The sequence below is a fragment of the Actinomadura sp. NPDC000600 genome, from assembly GCF_040492135.1.
In the GTDB taxonomy this organism is placed as follows: domain Bacteria; phylum Actinomycetota; class Actinomycetes; order Streptosporangiales; family Streptosporangiaceae; genus Spirillospora.
In genome coordinates, this window is the sequence record NZ_JBEUPD010000032.1 from 13,357 (window position 1) to 28,688 (window position 15,332).

Sequence of the window (15,332 nt, forward strand, 5' to 3'; positions counted from 1 at the left end):
TTAGGTGGCCTGACGCACCAGGTAGGACTGCTGCGCGGCGATGGCCTCGGCCGCCTGCCGCACGATCGCGGCGATCAGGTCGGCGCAGTTCGGCAGGTCGTCGATCACGCCGACGACCTGGCCGGACGCCATCACGCCGAGGTCGGGCCTGCCGTCCACCATGGCGGCCTTCAGCAGCATGGGGGTGTTGGCGGCCATCAGGACCTGCGACCACGACAGGTCCTTGCCGTGCTTCATCGCCCTGCCGTCGGCGATCATCTCGCGCCACGACATGCCGGACAGCTTCTTGAACCGCGCGCCGTTGCGCAGCGCCCGGACCAGCCCGCCGATCCGGCCGGAGCCCTCCAGCGTGTCGACCAGCTCGCTGCGCAGCACCCGGTGCGGCATCCCGTCCACCTGCCGCGTCACCACGGTCTCGCCCGTCCTGAGGTAGACCTGCTTGACCGCGTCGGGCACCGAGCTGTCGGACGTCAGCAGGAACCGGGTGCCCATCGCGACGCCCGCCGCGCCGTAGGCGAGCGCGGCGGCGAGGCCGCGCCCGTCGAAGAAGCCTCCGGCCGCGATGACCGGGATGTCGACGGCGTCCACGACCTGGGGGAGCAGCAGCGTGGTGGCGACGGGGCCGGTGTGCCCGCCGCCCTCGCCGCCCTGCACCAGGACGGCGTCGGCGCCCCACCCCGCGACCTTCTCCGCGTGCCGCCGCGCGCCGACCGAGGGGATCACCACGAGCCCGGCGTCCTTCAGCTTGGCGATCAGCTCGCGCTTCGGCGCGAGCGCGAACGAGGCGACCTTCACGCCCTCCTTGATGAGCAGGTCGATGCGGTCGCCCGCGTCCCCGGCGTCGGCCCGCAGGTTGACGCCGAACGGGGCGTCCGTGCGGTCCTTGACCTCGTGGATCGCTTCCGCGAGCTGGTCGAGCGTCATGGTCGCCGACGCCAGGACGCCGAGCCCTCCCGCGTTCGCCACCGCCGTGACGAGCCGCGGACCGGCCACCCACCCCATGCCGGTCTGCACGACGGGGTGCCGCACTCCGGTCAGCCGGGTCAGCGGCGTGTCCAGCACCTGCCCGGTGTCCGCCCCGCTAATACCTGCTCCCTGCGGGGGGACGACCCCCCGCACCCCCCGGTTCGCTTCGCTCATGCTGGGACCTCGCGCTCCCGCAGCCCCTTCGGGTCCAGGACCTCGCGCATGATCCGCAGTTCCTCGCCGTCCGGCAGCCGCGTCTCGGGCACCTCGCCCGGGACGGCCAGCTCGAATCCGGTCGCCGCGAGCACGTCGTCGACGCGCACGCCGGGGTGCACCGAGCGCAGCCGCATCCGCTTGTCAGGGGTGTCGAAGTCGAGGACGGCCAGGTTGGTGACCACGGCGCGGATCTCGTGCGCGCCGCGGTCCCAGCCGACGCCGCTCACCATGTCGACCTTCTCGGTGAACACGCGCGCCGAGTGCTTCGGCACCCAGTAGCTCGTCGTGTTCAGCAGCGTGTTGCCCGGCCCGCCCCGCACTCCGAGGAGCTGCCGGGTGGGCTGCTTCCAGTCGCCGATGCAGGAGATGTTGGTGTTGCCGTGCGCGTCGATCTGGCTCGGCCCCATCACCACGTGCCGCCGCCCGTTCAGGACGAGCCACAGGTGGTCTCGGAAGGGCAGCCAGCCCTCGACGGTCCCGGCCGACCCGCCGAGCGGGACGGGCTCGGCGCTCAGCGACGGCCCGCCGTCGGTCGTCAGCAGGTCGGGCTCGAACGTCGCCCGCGCCAGCCGGGACCCCAGCATCGGCACGAACCCCGCCACCGCCGCGGCGACGATCTCGCCGTCGCCCCGGAACAGGTCCGCGCACGCGGCCGCGCACACCTCGGCCCTGGTCACCTCGCTCATCGCGCCTCCTCCCGCCAGACCCGGACCGCGTCCTGGTAGGCGGCCTCGTCGCCGGACAGGAACCGCTCGCCGAACGCCGCCCACTTGTCCGGATCGGCCGCCGACTGCGCGTACAGCTTCTGGAACGCCTCGTCCCGCCCGAAGTCGGGAAGGCAGTCGGTGAAGTGCGCGCCGTTCGGCGTCTCCACCACGCCCGCCACCTGGGAGCGGCTGATCAGCAGCGACTGCACCGGCCCCTCCTTGGCGAAGTCGGCCGTGTCGACGAGCCGCTCGCACGAGACGTACGTCCGGTCCGCCGCCTTGGCGAACAGGTCGTCCATGTACGGGTCGGGGCCGAGGTACTGGGCGTTGCCGCGCGCGTCGGCGCGGTTCATGTGCACCAGCGCCGCGTCCATCCGCAGGGCGGGGACGGCGACGAGCTCCTGCCCGTCCTCGTAGGGCGACCGGACCGTCCGCAGCTCCGGGTTGACCCTCATCACGTCCGAGCCGAGGCCGACCGGGGTGGGCAGGAACGGCAGCCGGTGCGCCGCCGCGTACAGCCCGAACATGAACATGCCCTCGTCGTACTCGGTCAGCTCGACGGCCCCGGACTGGCGCGCCTGCCGGAAGTGCGGCTCCAGCGGGATCGAGTCCATGGTCACGAACGCGGTGACCAGCCGGCGGACCTTGCCCGCCGCGCACAGCAGCCCCACGTCCGGCCCCCCGTAGGAGACCACGGTGAGGTCGGTGACGGGCGAGCGCAGGATCGCCCGCACCAGCGCCATCGGCTTGCGCCGCGAGCCCCAGCCGCCGATCCCGAGCGTCATGCCGCTCTCCAGCGACCCCGCGATCTCCTCGACGGACATCACCTTGGAACTCATCAAGCCCCCTTGGAGACGAAGGCGTCGCGGTGCTCGTCGCCAGCGCCGACGAGGTTCAGCTCGAACGTGAAGCCCTGCTCGTAGCGGTAGCTGCGCTTGACGTCGACCGGGTCGATGCCGTTCAGCGACTCCTTGGCGCGCCGGATCACGTACCGGTCCTTGGCGGCGATGCCCGCGGCGACCTCCATCGCCTTGGCGCGCAGCTCCTCCGCCGGGACGACCTCCAGGACCGAGCCGTGGTGGTGCAGCTCCTCGGCCGTGACGTTGCGGCACGTGTAGACCATCGCGCGCATCAGGTGCTGCGGGACGAGCCGGGCCAGGTGGGTGGCCGCGCCGAGCGCGCCCCGGTCCACCTCGGGCAGCCCGAAGTAGGCGTCCCGCGAGGCGATCACGATGTCGGCGTTGCCGGCGAGGCCGACCCCGCCGCCGAGGCAGAAGCCGTGCACCGCGGCCACGACCGGGACCTCGCAGTCGTAGACGGCGGCGAACGCCGCGAAGCAGCCCCGGTTGGCGCCGACCAGCGCGGCGTGGCCCTCGGTGCTCTGCATCTCCTTGATGTCGACGCCCGCGTTGAAGCCCCGGCCCTCGGCGCGGAGCACGACGGCGCCGACCCCGGGGTCGCGGCCCGCCGCGAGCACCGCGTCGGCCAGCTCGTACCAGCCCGCGACGGTCAGGGCGTTGACCGGCGGCGCGTCCACGACGATCTCGGCGACCCCGTCCAGGGTCGTGGTGGAGACTCCCATGCGCTACCTTTCCACCAAACATTTGTTAGAACAGAAGGTAGCAGAGGCGCACGGAGGAGGCGGAATGTCACCGGAGCCGGAGGCGGCATGTCATACGCGGCCGGAGGCGGCATGTCACTGACGCTCGACCTGGCGGGCCGGACCGTCGTGGTGACCGGGGGCGTGCGCGGGGTGGGCGCCGGCATCAGCCGCGCCTTCCTGGAGGCGGGCGCGGACGTGGTCGCGGTCGCCCGCCGCGAGCCGGAGGCGGTGCCCGAGGCGGGCGGGCGGGCCGCGCGGTTCGTCTCGCTGGACGTGCGCGACCCCGACGCCGTGCAGGCGTTCGCGGACGGCCTCGACAGCGTGGACGTGCTCGTCAACAACGCGGGCGGCGCCCCCTACCTGCCGGTGGCGGACGGCTCGCTGCGCACCCACGTCAAGATCATGGAGCTGAACCTGACGGCGCCGCTGATCATGGCCAGGGCGCTGCGGCCGCGGATCATGGAGCGGGGTGGCGGCTCGGTCATCAACATCGGCAGCGTGAGCGGGGTGCGGCCGTCGCCCGGCACCGCCGCCTACGGCGCCGCGAAGGCCGGCCTGCACAACCTCACCCAGTCGCTGGCGGTCGAGTGGGCGCCGCACATCCGGGTCAACACGCTGATCCTCGGCATGGTCCGCACCGAGTTGTCGCACCTGCACTACGGGGACGAGGACGGCGTCGCGGCGGTGGCGAGGACCGTCCCGCTCGGCCGCCTCGCCGACCCCTACGACATCGGCGCCGCGTGCGTGTTCCTGGCGTCCGACCTGGCGTCCTACGTGACCGGCTCGTCGATGCAGGTGCACGGCGGGGGAGAGCGCCCCGCGTTCCTGGACGCCGCCACCGTCAACAAGGAGGAATCGCGATGATCTGCAAGGACCGGGTGGTCGCCGTCACCGGCGCCGGACGCGGCCTCGGCCGGGCGCACGCGCTGGAGTTCGCGCGCCAGGGCGCCCTCGTCGTGGTCAACGACCTCGGCGTCGCCCGCGACGGCACCGGCGCCGCCTCCGAGGGCCCCGCCCACGACGTGGTCCGGGAGATCGAGGCCCTCGGCGGGCGGGCCGTCGCCAACACCGACGACATCGCCACCGACGAGGGCGCCGCCGCGCTGGTCGCCGCGGCGACCGGCACGTTCGGGCGGCTGGACACCCTCGTCAACAACGCCGGGTTCCTGCGCGACCGGATGCTGGTCAACCTCGGCGAGGACGAGTGGGACGCCGTCATGCGCGTCCACCTCAAGGGCCACTTCCTGCCGCTCAAGCACGCCGGGCGGTACTGGCGGGCCGAGAGCAAGGCCGGCCGCGCCGTGGACGCGCGCGTCGTCAACACCTCCTCCGGCGCCGGGCTGCTCGGCAGCGTCGGCCAGGGCAACTACTCCGCCGCGAAGGCGGGCATCGTCGGGCTCACCCTCGTGGCGTCCGCCGAGCTCGGCCGGTACGGCGTGACGGTCAACGCGATCGCCCCCGCCGCCCGCACCCGGATGACCGAGGAGGTCTTCGCGCAGACGATGGCCGCCCCGGCCGAGGGCGAGTTCGACGCCATGGCGCCCGAGAACGTCTCGCCGCTCGTCGTCTGGCTCGGCTCCGCGCAGTCGCGGGACGTCACCGGGCGGGTCTTCGAGGCGGAGGGAGGCAGGATCTGCGTGATGGACGCCTTCCGCCACGGCCCCGCGGCGGACAAGGGCGCGCGGTGGGACCCGGCCGAGGTCGGCGACGTGGTCAAGGACCTCCTGGCGAAGGCCCCCGCGCCCGAACCGGTGTACGGGGCGGGCTGACCGGCGCCTCAGCGCGGACGGTAGTCGTCCATGTACCGGCGGACCTTCTCGGTGTACGGCCGGAACCTCGCCGGGACGCCGCCCGCCTTCACGACCGTCTTCGACGAACTCCGGTAGGCGGCGGCGAGGTTCAGCGCCGGGTCGCCCGGGACGTTCTTCAGGTCCTTGCCCCAGTAGCACAGGAACCGGCCCATCGCGGGGATCGACAGCTCCGGCGTGATCTGGGCGGGCTTCGGCTCGGGGTTGTCGAGCCCGCCGGGCTGCCAGAACACCAGCACGCGCGGCGTCCACCGGGCGATGCCGTACTCGTCGTGCGCCGGGTCGGACAGGTGCGGGTCGAAGCCGCTCTCCGCCTTCAGCATCGCCGCGATCAGCGCCGGGCTCAGCCCGCGCATCTCGCACCACGTCCCGGCCTGCACGATCAGGTCCCGGTAGCGCGCGGGGATGTCGGATCCCGCGCGCAGCCACTGCCCGGTCCGGTCCTGCGGCTTCGCGCCGCCGTCTCCCCCGTGGGGGAGCCAGAACGCGACGGCGGCCGCGGCCAGCGCCGCGGCCGCCCCGGCGCCCGCGAACGCCCGCCGGCCGCGCGGGCGCCTTCGCGGCGTGCGACTTCCCGGTGCGAGGGCATCGGTGCGCGTGGTCCCGGCGGCCCGCGCCAGCGCCTCCCCGAACTCCGCCGCGGACGCCCAGCGCCTCTCCCGGTCGGGCTCCAGCGCGCGCAGCACGGCCGCGTCCACGCTGGACGGGATCGAGGCCCGGGTCTCGGCGGGCGGGCGCGGCGGCACGGCGGGCGGCTCCCCGGTCAGCAGGTGGTGGGTCAGCGCGCCGAGGCCGTAGACGTCCGCGCGGCGGTCGGGCGCCCCGTCCACCTGCGTCTGCTCGGGCGCCATGTAGCCGGGAGAGCCGGCCGGCAGCGTCAGTCTCGACAGGTGCTCCCCGGTCCGCGCGATGCCGAGGTCGGCGATCATGATGCGCTCGCCGCCGCCGGGCGTCGAGCGCAGCAGCACGTTGGACGGCTTCAGATCGCGGTGCACGATGCCGAGGTCGTGCAGCTCCTGCACGCCGCGGATGATCTCCTGGGCGGTGCGCAGCGCCTCGGCCGCGGGGAGCGGCCCGCCGGCGAGCCGCTCGGCCAGCGTGCCGCGGTCGGCGTAGGTCATGACGAAGTAGGGCCGCCCGTCGGGCAGCTCGCCGATGTCGAAGACCTGCACCAGCCGGTGCGAGTCGGCGCGGCGCAGCAGCCGCGCCTCCTGGACGAACCGTTCGCGAACGTCGGTGCGCAGCGTCCAGTGCCCGGCCAGGATCTTGATCGCGACCGGGGAGTCGAGGTCGGGATCGTGCCCCAGCCAGACCGAGGCGAAGCCGCCCGAGCCGAGGTGGCTGTCGATCCGGTAGCGGCCGGCGGCGGTCGGGGTCTCCACGCCTCCCCATCATGAACGAGGGCGGGGCCCGGTGCAGTGGCTTTGGGTGAAGGGTCAGGTGCGGGGCGTGGCCCGGGGGAGAGCGGAATGCGCGTTCCCGGCGCGGCGTTGTAACCCCCGGATAATGGATCGCCTCGTGCCGGGCGTTCCGGCTACGGTGCGAAGGTTGTGTGGGGTGAGCGGGGCCCGCGAGGCCTGGAACCCTATCCTTGTCGATGGTTATGGGGACGAGTGTGGAATCGCCGCTCGCCGGCCTGCGCGCGCGCCTGCCGCAGTTGATGCTGCGCGACCAGCACCGGTTGCGCCGCAGGATCGACGGCGTGCAGAAGATGCGCGACGCCGGGCGCCGGGCCAGGGTCGCCGAGGAGATCGCCGCCGACGTCGAGGCCGCCGAACGGCGGGTCGAGCGGCGGCGCCTCGCCATGCCCGCGATCACCTATCCGGCGCAGCTGCCGGTGTCGCAGAAGAAGGACGACATCCTCGCCGCGGTCCGCGACCACCAGGTGGTGATCGTCGCGGGCGAGACCGGCTCCGGCAAGACCACCCAGATCCCTAAGATCTGCCTCGAACTGGGCCGGGGCGTGCAGGGCTCCATCGGCCACACCCAGCCGCGCCGGCTCGCCGCGCGGACGGTCGCCGACCGCATCGCCGAGGAGCTCGGCACCGAGCTCGGCGACGCCGTCGGCTACAAGGTCCGCTTCACCGACCGGTCGAGCGACGACACCCTCGTGAAGCTGATGACCGACGGCATCCTGCTCGCCGAGATCCAGACCGACCGGCTGCTGCGCCAGTACGACACGCTCATCATCGACGAGGCGCACGAGCGCAGCCTGAACATCGACTTCCTCCTCGGCTACGTCAAGGAGATCCTGCCCCGCCGCCCCGACCTCAAGGTGATCATCACCTCGGCGACGATCGACCCGGAGCGGTTCTCCGCGCACTTCGGCGACGCGCCGATCGTGGAGGTGTCCGGGCGCACCTATCCGGTCGAGGTCAGGTACCGCCCCGTCACCGACCCCGACGACCCGTCGGCCGACCCCGACCGCGACCAGGTCCAGGCGATCGTCGACGCGGTGGACGAACTGGGCCGCGAGGCCCCCGGCGACGTGCTGGTGTTCCTCAGCGGCGAGCGGGAGATCCGCGACACCGCCGACGCGCTCACCAAGCACTTCACCCGGCGGAGGGCGGCGACCGAGGTCCTGCCGCTGTACGCGCGGCTGTCGTCGGACGAGCAGCACCGGGTGTTCAAGCCGCACCGCGGGCGGCGGGTCGTGCTCGCCACGAACGTCGCCGAGACGTCGCTGACCGTCCCCGGCATCAAGTACGTCGTCGACCCCGGCACCGCGCGCATCTCCCGCTACAGCCACCGCCTGAAGGTGCAGCGGCTCCCGATCGAGCCGGTCTCGCAGGCGTCGGCGAACCAGCGCAAGGGCCGCTGCGGCCGCGTCTCCGAGGGCGTGTGCATCCGGCTCTACTCCGAGGAGGACTTCGAGTCCCGCCCGGAGTTCACCGAACCGGAGATCCTGCGGACGAACCTCGCGTCGGTCATCCTGCAGATGACCGCGCTCGGCCTCGGCGACATCGCCGCGTTCCCGTTCGTGGAGCCGCCGGACCGCCGCAACGTCAAGGCGGGCGTCGACCTGCTGCACGAGCTCGGCGCCGTCGACCCGGCCGAGAAGGACCCCCGCAAGCGCCTCACCCCGCTCGGCCGCCGGCTCGCCCAGCTGCCCGTCGACCCCCGGCTCGGGCGGATGATCCTGGAGGCCGACCGCAACGGCTGCGTCCGCGAGGTGCTGATCATCGCGGCGGCGCTGTCCATCCAGGACCCGCGCGAGCGCCCGGCCGAGCACCAGCAGGCCGCCGACGAGCGGCACCGCAGGTTCGCCGACCCCGGCTCTGACTTCCTCGCCTTCCTGAACCTGTGGAACTACCTGCGCGAGCAGCAGAACGAGCTGTCGGGCAGCGCGTTCCGCCGCATGTGCAAGAACGAGTTCCTGCACTACCTGCGCATCCGCGAGTGGCAGGACCTCCACGGCCAGCTCAAGCAGGTCGCCAAGTCCCTCGGCGTCACGCTCAACACCGCCGATGCGCCGCCCGACCGCATCCACACCTCGCTTCTCGCCGGCCTGCTCTCGCACATCGGCCTGCTGGACGCCGAGAAGAAGGACAAGCCGCGGCGCGGGCAGGAGTACCTGGGCGCCCGGGGCGCGAAGTTCGCGGTGTTCCCCGGGTCGTCGCTGTTCAAGAAGCCGCCGCGCTGGGTCATGTCGGCGGAGCTGGTCGAGACGTCCCGGCTGTGGGGCCGGATCAACGCCAGGATCGAGCCCGAGTGGATCGAGCCCCTCGCCCAGCACCTGGTGAAGCGCAACTACAGCGAGCCGCACTGGTCGAAGAAGCAGGCGGCCGTCATGGCGCGCGAGAAGGTCACCCTCTACGGGGTGCCGATCGTCGCCGACCGCCGCGTCAACTACGGCGCCATCGACCCGGCGCTGTCGCGCGAGCTGTTCATCCGGCACGCCCTCGTCGAGGGCGACTGGGAGACCCACCACCGCTTCTTCCACGACAACCGCGCGCTCCTGGACGAGGTGGAGGAGCTGGAGCACCGCGCCCGGCGCCGCGACATCCTCGTCGACGACGAGACCCTCTTCGACTTCTACGACGCGCGGATCCCCGAGGACGTCGTCTCCGGGCGGCATTTCGACGCCTGGTGGAAGCAGGCCCGGCGCACCGATCCCGACCTGCTCGGGTTCGAGAAGTCGATGCTCATCAACGAGTCGGCGGGCGGCGTCAGCGAGTCCGACTACCCGGACGCGTGGAAGCAGGGCGCGCTGCGGCTCCGGCTCACCTACCAGTTCGAGCCCGGCGCCGACGCCGACGGCGTCACCGTGCACATCCCCGTCCAGGTCCTCAACCAGGTGCGGCCGGACGGCTTCGACTGGCAGGTGCCCGGCCTGCGCACCGAGCTGGTGACCGAGCTGATCCGGTCGCTGCCGAAGCAGCTGCGGGTCAACTTCGTCCCGGCGCCCGACTACGCCCGCAAGATCCTTGACCGGGTCGCGCCGCGCACCGAACCGCTCCTGGACGCCCTGGAGCGCGAGCTGACCGCGCTGACGAGCGTGCCCGTCGCGCGGGAGGCGTGGGACCCGTCCCGGCTGCCCGCCCACCTGCGCATCACGTTCCGGGTCGTGGACGGCGCGGGCCGCACCCTCGGCGAGGGCACCGACCTGGACGAGCTGAAACGCCGCCTCGCCGGGAAGGTGCGCGGGACGCTGTCCAAGGCGGCGTCCACGATCGAGCGGTCCGGGCTCACCGCGTGGACCATCGGCGAGCTGCCCCGCACCTACGAGCGCAACCAGGCCGGCTACGACGTCAAGGCGTATCCGGCGCTCACCGACGAGGGCGACACCGTCGCCGTCCGCATGTACGAGACCGAGGCCGAGCAGCGCCGCGCGATGTGGCTCGGCACGCGGCGGCTGATCCTGCTGAACGCGCCTTCCCCGGTGAAGCTCATCCAGGGCCGTCTGACCAACAAGGGCAAGCTCGCGCTCAGCCACAACCCGCACGGCTCCGTCGCGGCGCTCTTCGACGACTGCGTCACGGCCGCCGCCGACCGGCTCATCGCCGAGGCGGGCGGGCCCGCGTGGGACGAGGACGCCTTCCGCGCCCTGTACGACCGGGTCCGCGCCGACCTGCACGACGCCACGGCCCAGATCGTCGCCCTCGTCGAGCGGATCCTCGCCGAGGCGCACGAGCTCGACCGCCGGCTGCGCGGCACGGCGAGCCTCACCCTCGTCCCGGCGCTCACCGACATCCGCGGCCACCTCGGCGCGCTCGTCCATCCGGGGTTCGTCACCGCGACCGGGTGGGCCCGGCTGCCCGATCTGCCGCGCTACCTGCGCGCCCTGCAGGTCAGGCTCGACAAGCTCCCCGAGAACCCGGGGCGCGACCGCATGCTCGCGCACCAGGTCGACGTCCTGGCGCAGGAGTACGAGCAGGCGCTGCGCCGCCTCCACCCGTCCCGCCGCGAGGAGGAGCCGGCCCGGCAGGTCCGGTGGATGCTGGAGGAGCTGCGGGTCAGCCTCTTCGCCCAGCAGATCGGCACCCGCTTCCCCGTCTCCGACAAGCGCATCCGGAAGGCGATGGCCCAGCTCTAGCCGGCGGTGCGGGGCATGATCACATTCGGGTGATACTGGGGCATGGCGCTGCGCGAGTTCTACCCCCCGATCGAGCCGTACGACTCCGGTCTCCTCGACGTCGGTGACGGCAACCGCATCCACTGGGAGATCTGCGGCAACCCGGAGGGGGTGCCCGCGGTGGTGCTGCACGGCGGGCCCGGGGGAGGGGTGCTGCCCGACCAGCGGCGGTTCTTCGACCCGTCCCGGTACCGCATCGTGCTGTTCGACCAGCGCAACTGCGGCCGGAGCCTGCCCTTCGCCGGCGACCCGGCCGTGTCGCTGGAGCACAACACCACGCCGCATCTCGTGGCCGACATCGAGCGGCTTCGCGAGCACCTGTCGATCGAGCGCTGGCTCGTGTTCGGCGGCAGCTGGGGCAGCACCCTCGCGCTCGCGTACGCGCAGGCCCATCCGGACCGCGTCGGCGCGATGGTACTGCGCGGCATCTGGCTCGTCCGCCCCTCCGACGAGGAGTGGGGACTGGCGCCGACGGGCGCGGCACGCCTCTTCCCGGCCGAGTGGGCGGCGTTCCGGGACGCGATCCCGCCCTCCGAGCAGGACGACCTGCTGGCCGCGTACGGCCGCCGCGTCGGCGACCCCGACCCTGCCGTGCACGTCCCGGCCGCCCGCGCGTGGGGCGCCTGGGAGCTGGCGGCCAACACGCTCCTGCCCGTCCCGCCGCCGGAGCTGGACGACGGGGTCCTGGTGGCGTTCGCCCGCATCATGCACCACTACATCGCGAACGGGGGCTTCCTGCCGGCCGGGGGCCTGCTCGCGGGCGTGGACCGCATCCGGCACATCCCCGCCCTGATCGTGAACGGGCGCTACGACGTGAAGACGCCGCCGGAGCAGGCGTGGGACCTGCACCGGGCCTGGCCGGAGGCGAGGTTCCACATCGTGGAGGACGCCGGGCACGGCGGCAGCGAGCCCGGCACGCGCGACCTCATCATCGGGGCGACCGACGAATTCGCCGCTCACTTTCCGACGGGGTGGGCGCTTCCACATGTACCACCCAAGTCACTGCAGTGACGCGCGGGGGTGCGTATCGTTCATTCCATGCCTAACAGCGAAGAGCGCGACAATAGCGGCCCCGAGGGGACGGCCGCGGCTCCCCAGGGCGCGGTCTCCGAAGGCTCGGGGGACAAGGGCACCGGTCCCGGGGCGTCCGCCGAGACGGCGGTCGCGCGCATGGGCGACCCGGTCACGGTCTGGCCGTGCGCCAACTGCGGGCGGCCCGTCCCCCAGGCGGTCGGCGCCGTCCGCACCGTCCGCTACTGCCAGGACAACGACGGCGCCTGCGCCCGCGAGGCGCGCGAGCGCCGCGACCGCGGCCGGGACGCGCCGGGCCTCACCGGGCAGGTCGCGTCGGCATGGGAGATCGTCGAGCGGCTGGAGAAGGCCGCCGACGCGCTCGCCGACTCGCTGACCTCCGAGCTGAGCGTCGCCGGCGTGGAGCGCCGCGTCGCCGAGGTGCGCGCCGAGGCCGCCCGGGAGCTCGCCATCGCGCAGAGCGAGCGCGACGCCTCCCAGCGCAAGGCCGAGGAGGCGTGGCACGAGGCCACCTCCGCCCGCAAGCGCGCAGAGACCGCCGAGCAGGACGCCGGGCGCGCCCGCGAGGAGGCCAAGCTCGCCACCGCCAAGCGCGACGCCGCGCAGCAGGCGTGGGAGGAGGCCCACCAGATCGCGCAGCAGTCCATGACGGCCAAGCTCGCCGCCGAGAGCGAGCGCGACCGGGTCGCGGCCCGCGAGAGCGAGCTGCTCGCCGCGCTGGAGGCGGCGCGGGCCGAGCTCGTCGGCCTGCACGCCAAGCTCGCCGAGGCGGAGGGCACCGCCGAGGCGCAGCGCGTGGAGGCCGCGGTCGCCAAGCAGGGCGCCGAGGACCTGCGCAACGCCATGCGCGACACCGAGGCCCAGCGGCAGCGCGCGATGCAGGCCGCCAGCAAGGCCGAGGCCGAGCGCACCGCCGCCATGCGCGCCCAGTCGGAGGCCGAGGCGGAGGCCCTGCGCGCCAACGCCCGCGCCGAGGAGGCGGCCAAGGAGCGCGACGCCGCACTGGCGCAGGCCAAGGCCGCGACGAGCGAACGGGACGAGCTCAACACCAAGATCAACGAGCAGGCGGTGCAGCTGCGGCAGCTGTCGCAGTCGGTCGCCGAGCAGCAGGCCGCGCTGACCGCCCTCGCCGAGGAGCGCGACGCCGCCCGCGCCGAGGCCGACCGCGCCCGCCGGCAGATCGACCAGCTCACCCACAACACGCTGTCGTCCAACTTCCCGCCCGGCGGCCGGATGTCAGGCGGCGGCCACCCGGCGCCCCCGCCCGGCGCGCCGCCCTCCGGCGCCCCCGGCACCGCACCGGCGCCCGGCATGCCACCGGGCCCGCCCCCCATCGGCGGCCGCGTCCCGGGCGGCGTCCCAGCCCAGCCCAGCGCGCCGGCCCCCCTCGGCGCCCCCGTCCCGCATCCGGCCCCCGGCCCGAACGGGACGCCGGGCTCGACCACCGGCGGCCACCCCGCCCCGGGCGGCCCCCCGCCGCACCAGGGCCGCGCGCTCAACGGCGCCGACCGGGAGGACCCCCTGTTCACCGGCCCCTGACGGCCCGGGCCCGGGCGGCCGCGCCGTCCGGGCTCAGCCGAGGCCGACCAGCACGACCAGCGCCAGCGCCAGCCCTGCCGCGGCGGCGGAGACCAGAACCTGGCAGCGCCCCTGCGCCGAGGTCCGCCGCGGCGTGAGGACCTTCCGGTGGCCCTGCGCCATGTCGGCCGCGGCGCGGCGGGCGCCCTCCCAGTAAGCCCCCGTGTAGACGGCCAGCGCCGCCAGCCCCAGGATGAGTAACCCGTCTCCGCTCATCGATACGCCTCCCGTTTTCCGCGGAAGCTCAGATTGAACAGCGGATCCGGCATGGACGACAGTGTCGGACGACACGTTCCGCCGAAAAAAGCGCGTCCCGGCCGCTCCGCCCCCGGATCGGCGGCCGGGTGGTCAGCGCCCGAACGTCTCGGGGTCGACCTCGATCCAGATCTGCTCGGCGCGGCCCAGCAGCCGCCCGTCCGCCCCGTACAGCGCGGTCGCCGCGTGCATCTTGCGGCCCTCCCGGCTGCGGGCGAGCCCCATCACGACGCACTGCTCACCGGCCTCCGGCACGTCCATCACCTGCGCGGTCATGGTGCCGAGGACCGCGGGGCGGCCCGCCACGTCGAACGACCAGCCGCCCGGGCAGTCGAGCGCGGCCCACACCAGCTCCCGCTCGGGCACCCGCTCGGGCACCCACGGCGCCGCGACGGTGCCCTCGGCGACGGGCCCCGGCTCGAGCCGCAGCCCGTCGCCGGGCTCGCGGTCGGGCCCGCAGACGAAGCAGCCCGGGAACGGGTGGTTCTCCGCCGCCCGGTACTTCTCCGCCGCCCGCAGCGCCTCCTCGAACGGCACGGGCGCGACGGGCGGCACCACGATCGCCCCCGCGAGCGCCTCGGCGATCAGCCGCTCGCCGTCCCACAGCCGGGCGCTGTGCCCGCGCTCGTCCTCCACCGTGACGGTCAGCTCGGTGTCCAGCGGCGGCGGCTGCCGCAGCGTCACGGTCACCGTGTCGATCGGCACCCGCCCCGCCAGGCGCCCCGCCACGTATCCGCCGTTCCCGGACCCGTCCGGCCCGTGGAACCGCCTCTCGATGATCACTTGACATCCCCCGTGCTCACGTACACCACACCGAAAACGGACCGATCATAGTCAGCCCTACCGACAGCCCGCTTCCGGGGGTGGCCGGGCAGGGCCGTCCTATACCGCCCGGGAGGGCTGGGGGCGGCCCGGGCGGGTGGTGAAGAAGACCGAGAGGGAGCCGCGAAGGCGGGCCCGGACGGTCTCCTCGTCGACGGGGCCGTCCGCGGGGACGGGGGTGCGGTCGAGGGCGCGGGCGATGAGGAGGTCGACGCTGCGGTCGGCGACGAGGACGGAGCACGTGTCGCACGCGTACCAGGGATAGAGCATGTTGAGGACGGCCACGGCGGTGTCGTCGTCCGACAGGTGCGTGGTGTCGAGTTCGACCTCGAACATGTCGGTGTCGTCGGGGTCGAGCGTGGGGTAGTAGAGCCAGCTCGCCGCGGGCCCGCCGCAGAAGTCGCATCCCTGGTCGGGCGGGGCGGGCTCGCCGACCGCGAGCTCGAGCTCGTGGTCCCACGGCTCCACCCGCCGGTTGTGGCGGTAGCCGACGCCGTCGAGCGAGCCCTCGCGGTTGTGCGTCACGTCGTGCACCTCGCCGCCGCAGCGGGCGCACATGAAGCCGAGGTCCTCCATGTCCCTCCCCGATAGCTGAGGCACCGGCTCTCACAGTATCCGGCCGGGCGCCTCCCTCGAACCGGGCTGCGGGGGTACGTTGAAGATCGTCCACCGACGCCTCCGCCCCGGCGACCCCGGTCTCCGGCGTCCCGCACCGCCCATCCGCCGCGCGTGCCCCTTCGGTGCCCTCGACAGGCCGTGTCCGCGAGCGG

13 protein-coding genes are annotated in these 15,332 nt (G+C 73.8%); 5 read left to right on the forward strand and 8 right to left on the reverse strand.

Annotated elements, in window-relative coordinates; all coding sequences use genetic code 11:
• From ABWI07_RS33735 to ABWI07_RS33750, 4 genes are read right to left on the reverse strand one after another with little or no spacing between them, the layout of a single operon-like run.
• On the reverse strand, positions 1-1,140 hold the full coding sequence (locus ABWI07_RS33735; RefSeq protein ID WP_353821041.1) for an NAD(P)H-dependent flavin oxidoreductase: 1,140 nt from the start codon (positions 1,138-1,140) through the stop codon (positions 1-3).
• Positions 1,137-1,868, reverse strand: a complete 732-nt coding sequence (locus ABWI07_RS33740; RefSeq protein ID WP_353821042.1) for a CoA-transferase subunit beta — start codon at positions 1,866-1,868, stop codon at positions 1,137-1,139. The genes ABWI07_RS33735 and ABWI07_RS33740 overlap by 4 nt, the downstream gene beginning before the upstream one ends.
• Positions 1,865-2,728, reverse strand: coding sequence for a CoA transferase subunit A (locus ABWI07_RS33745; RefSeq protein WP_353821043.1), 864 nt, complete (start codon positions 2,726-2,728; stop codon positions 1,865-1,867). The genes ABWI07_RS33740 and ABWI07_RS33745 overlap by 4 nt, the downstream gene beginning before the upstream one ends.
• Positions 2,728-3,471 (reverse strand): enoyl-CoA hydratase family protein, encoded by a 744-nt coding sequence (locus ABWI07_RS33750; protein ID WP_149264460.1) that lies wholly within the window; start codon positions 3,469-3,471, stop codon positions 2,728-2,730. The genes ABWI07_RS33745 and ABWI07_RS33750 overlap by 1 nt, the downstream gene beginning before the upstream one ends.
• A gap of 111 nt (positions 3,472-3,582) precedes the next feature.
• On the opposite strand from ABWI07_RS33750, the gene ABWI07_RS33755 reads away from it, so the two are divergent.
• Entirely contained in the window at positions 3,583-4,356 is a 774-nt protein-coding gene (locus tag ABWI07_RS33755) for an SDR family oxidoreductase (protein WP_149264461.1), read from the forward strand.
• Positions 4,353-5,261: an SDR family oxidoreductase gene (locus ABWI07_RS33760; protein WP_149264462.1), complete on the forward strand. Its 909-nt coding sequence runs from the start codon at positions 4,353-4,355 to the stop codon at positions 5,259-5,261. The genes ABWI07_RS33755 and ABWI07_RS33760 overlap by 4 nt, the downstream gene beginning before the upstream one ends.
• Before the next feature lie 8 nt (positions 5,262-5,269).
• Here ABWI07_RS33760 and ABWI07_RS33765 read toward each other — a convergent pair whose 3' ends face one another.
• Entirely contained in the window at positions 5,270-6,682 is a 1,413-nt protein-coding gene (locus tag ABWI07_RS33765) for a protein kinase domain-containing protein (RefSeq protein ID WP_353821044.1), read from the reverse strand.
• 221 nt (positions 6,683-6,903) lie between these two features.
• On the opposite strand from ABWI07_RS33765, the gene hrpA reads away from it, so the two are divergent.
• Genes hrpA through ABWI07_RS33780 form a run of 3 tightly spaced genes read left to right on the forward strand, consistent with a single transcriptional unit; the run spans position 6,904 to position 13,446 of the window.
• On the forward strand, positions 6,904-10,836 hold the full coding sequence (gene hrpA, locus ABWI07_RS33770) for an ATP-dependent RNA helicase HrpA (protein WP_353821045.1): 3,933 nt from the start codon (positions 6,904-6,906) through the stop codon (positions 10,834-10,836).
• Positions 10,837-10,884: 48 nt separating this feature from the next.
• A complete protein-coding gene (pip, locus tag ABWI07_RS33775) occupies positions 10,885-11,886 on the forward strand; it encodes a prolyl aminopeptidase (RefSeq protein ID WP_149264532.1) in 1,002 nt (333 codons plus the stop codon).
• A gap of 27 nt (positions 11,887-11,913) precedes the next feature.
• Complete coding sequence (locus ABWI07_RS33780) at positions 11,914-13,446, forward strand: coiled-coil domain-containing protein (RefSeq protein ID WP_353821046.1); 1,533 nt, start codon at positions 11,914-11,916, stop codon at positions 13,444-13,446.
• 33 nt (positions 13,447-13,479) lie between these two features.
• Here the strand turns inward: ABWI07_RS33780 and ABWI07_RS33785 are convergent, their stop codons facing one another.
• The 3 genes from ABWI07_RS33785 to ABWI07_RS33795 all read right to left on the reverse strand — a co-directional run bounded on the left by ABWI07_RS33785 (position 13,480) and on the right by ABWI07_RS33795 (position 15,138).
• Positions 13,480-13,701: a hypothetical protein gene (locus tag ABWI07_RS33785; protein ID WP_353821047.1), complete on the reverse strand. Its 222-nt coding sequence runs from the start codon at positions 13,699-13,701 to the stop codon at positions 13,480-13,482.
• A 132-nt stretch (positions 13,702-13,833) separates the two neighbouring features.
• A complete protein-coding gene (locus tag ABWI07_RS33790) occupies positions 13,834-14,523 on the reverse strand; it encodes a hypothetical protein (protein WP_353821049.1) in 690 nt (229 codons plus the stop codon).
• A gap of 99 nt (positions 14,524-14,622) precedes the next feature.
• Positions 14,623-15,138 carry a hypothetical protein gene (locus ABWI07_RS33795; RefSeq protein ID WP_149264467.1) on the reverse strand — a complete coding sequence of 172 codons (516 nt, stop codon included), beginning with the start codon at positions 15,136-15,138 and terminating at the stop codon, positions 14,623-14,625.
• Between the last annotated feature and the right edge of the window lie 194 nt (positions 15,139-15,332).

Excerpts from the sequence above, each read along its gene's own strand:
- ABWI07_RS33750 (WP_149264460.1), bottom strand. The coding sequence starts at position 3,471 with ATGGGAGTCTCCACCACGACCCTGGACGGGGTCGCCGAGATCGTCGTG.
- ABWI07_RS33760 (WP_149264462.1), top strand. The coding sequence starts at position 4,353 with ATGATCTGCAAGGACCGGGTGGTCGCCGTCACCGGCGCCGGACGCGGC.
- ABWI07_RS33745 (WP_353821043.1), bottom strand. The coding sequence starts at position 2,728 with ATGAGTTCCAAGGTGATGTCCGTCGAGGAGATCGCGGGGTCGCTGGAG.
- ABWI07_RS33735 (WP_353821041.1), bottom strand. The coding sequence starts at position 1,140 with ATGAGCGAAGCGAACCGGGGGGTGCGGGGGGTCGTCCCCCCGCAGGGA.
- ABWI07_RS33740 (WP_353821042.1), bottom strand. The coding sequence starts at position 1,868 with ATGAGCGAGGTGACCAGGGCCGAGGTGTGCGCGGCCGCGTGCGCGGAC.
- ABWI07_RS33780 (WP_353821046.1), top strand. The coding sequence starts at position 11,914 with ATGCCTAACAGCGAAGAGCGCGACAATAGCGGCCCCGAGGGGACGGCC.
- ABWI07_RS33795 (WP_149264467.1), bottom strand. The coding sequence starts at position 15,138 with ATGGAGGACCTCGGCTTCATGTGCGCCCGCTGCGGCGGCGAGGTGCAC.
- ABWI07_RS33755 (WP_149264461.1), top strand. The coding sequence starts at position 3,583 with ATGTCACTGACGCTCGACCTGGCGGGCCGGACCGTCGTGGTGACCGGG.
- hrpA (WP_353821045.1), top strand. The coding sequence starts at position 6,904 with ATGGGGACGAGTGTGGAATCGCCGCTCGCCGGCCTGCGCGCGCGCCTG.
- ABWI07_RS33785 (WP_353821047.1), bottom strand. The coding sequence starts at position 13,701 with ATGAGCGGAGACGGGTTACTCATCCTGGGGCTGGCGGCGCTGGCCGTC.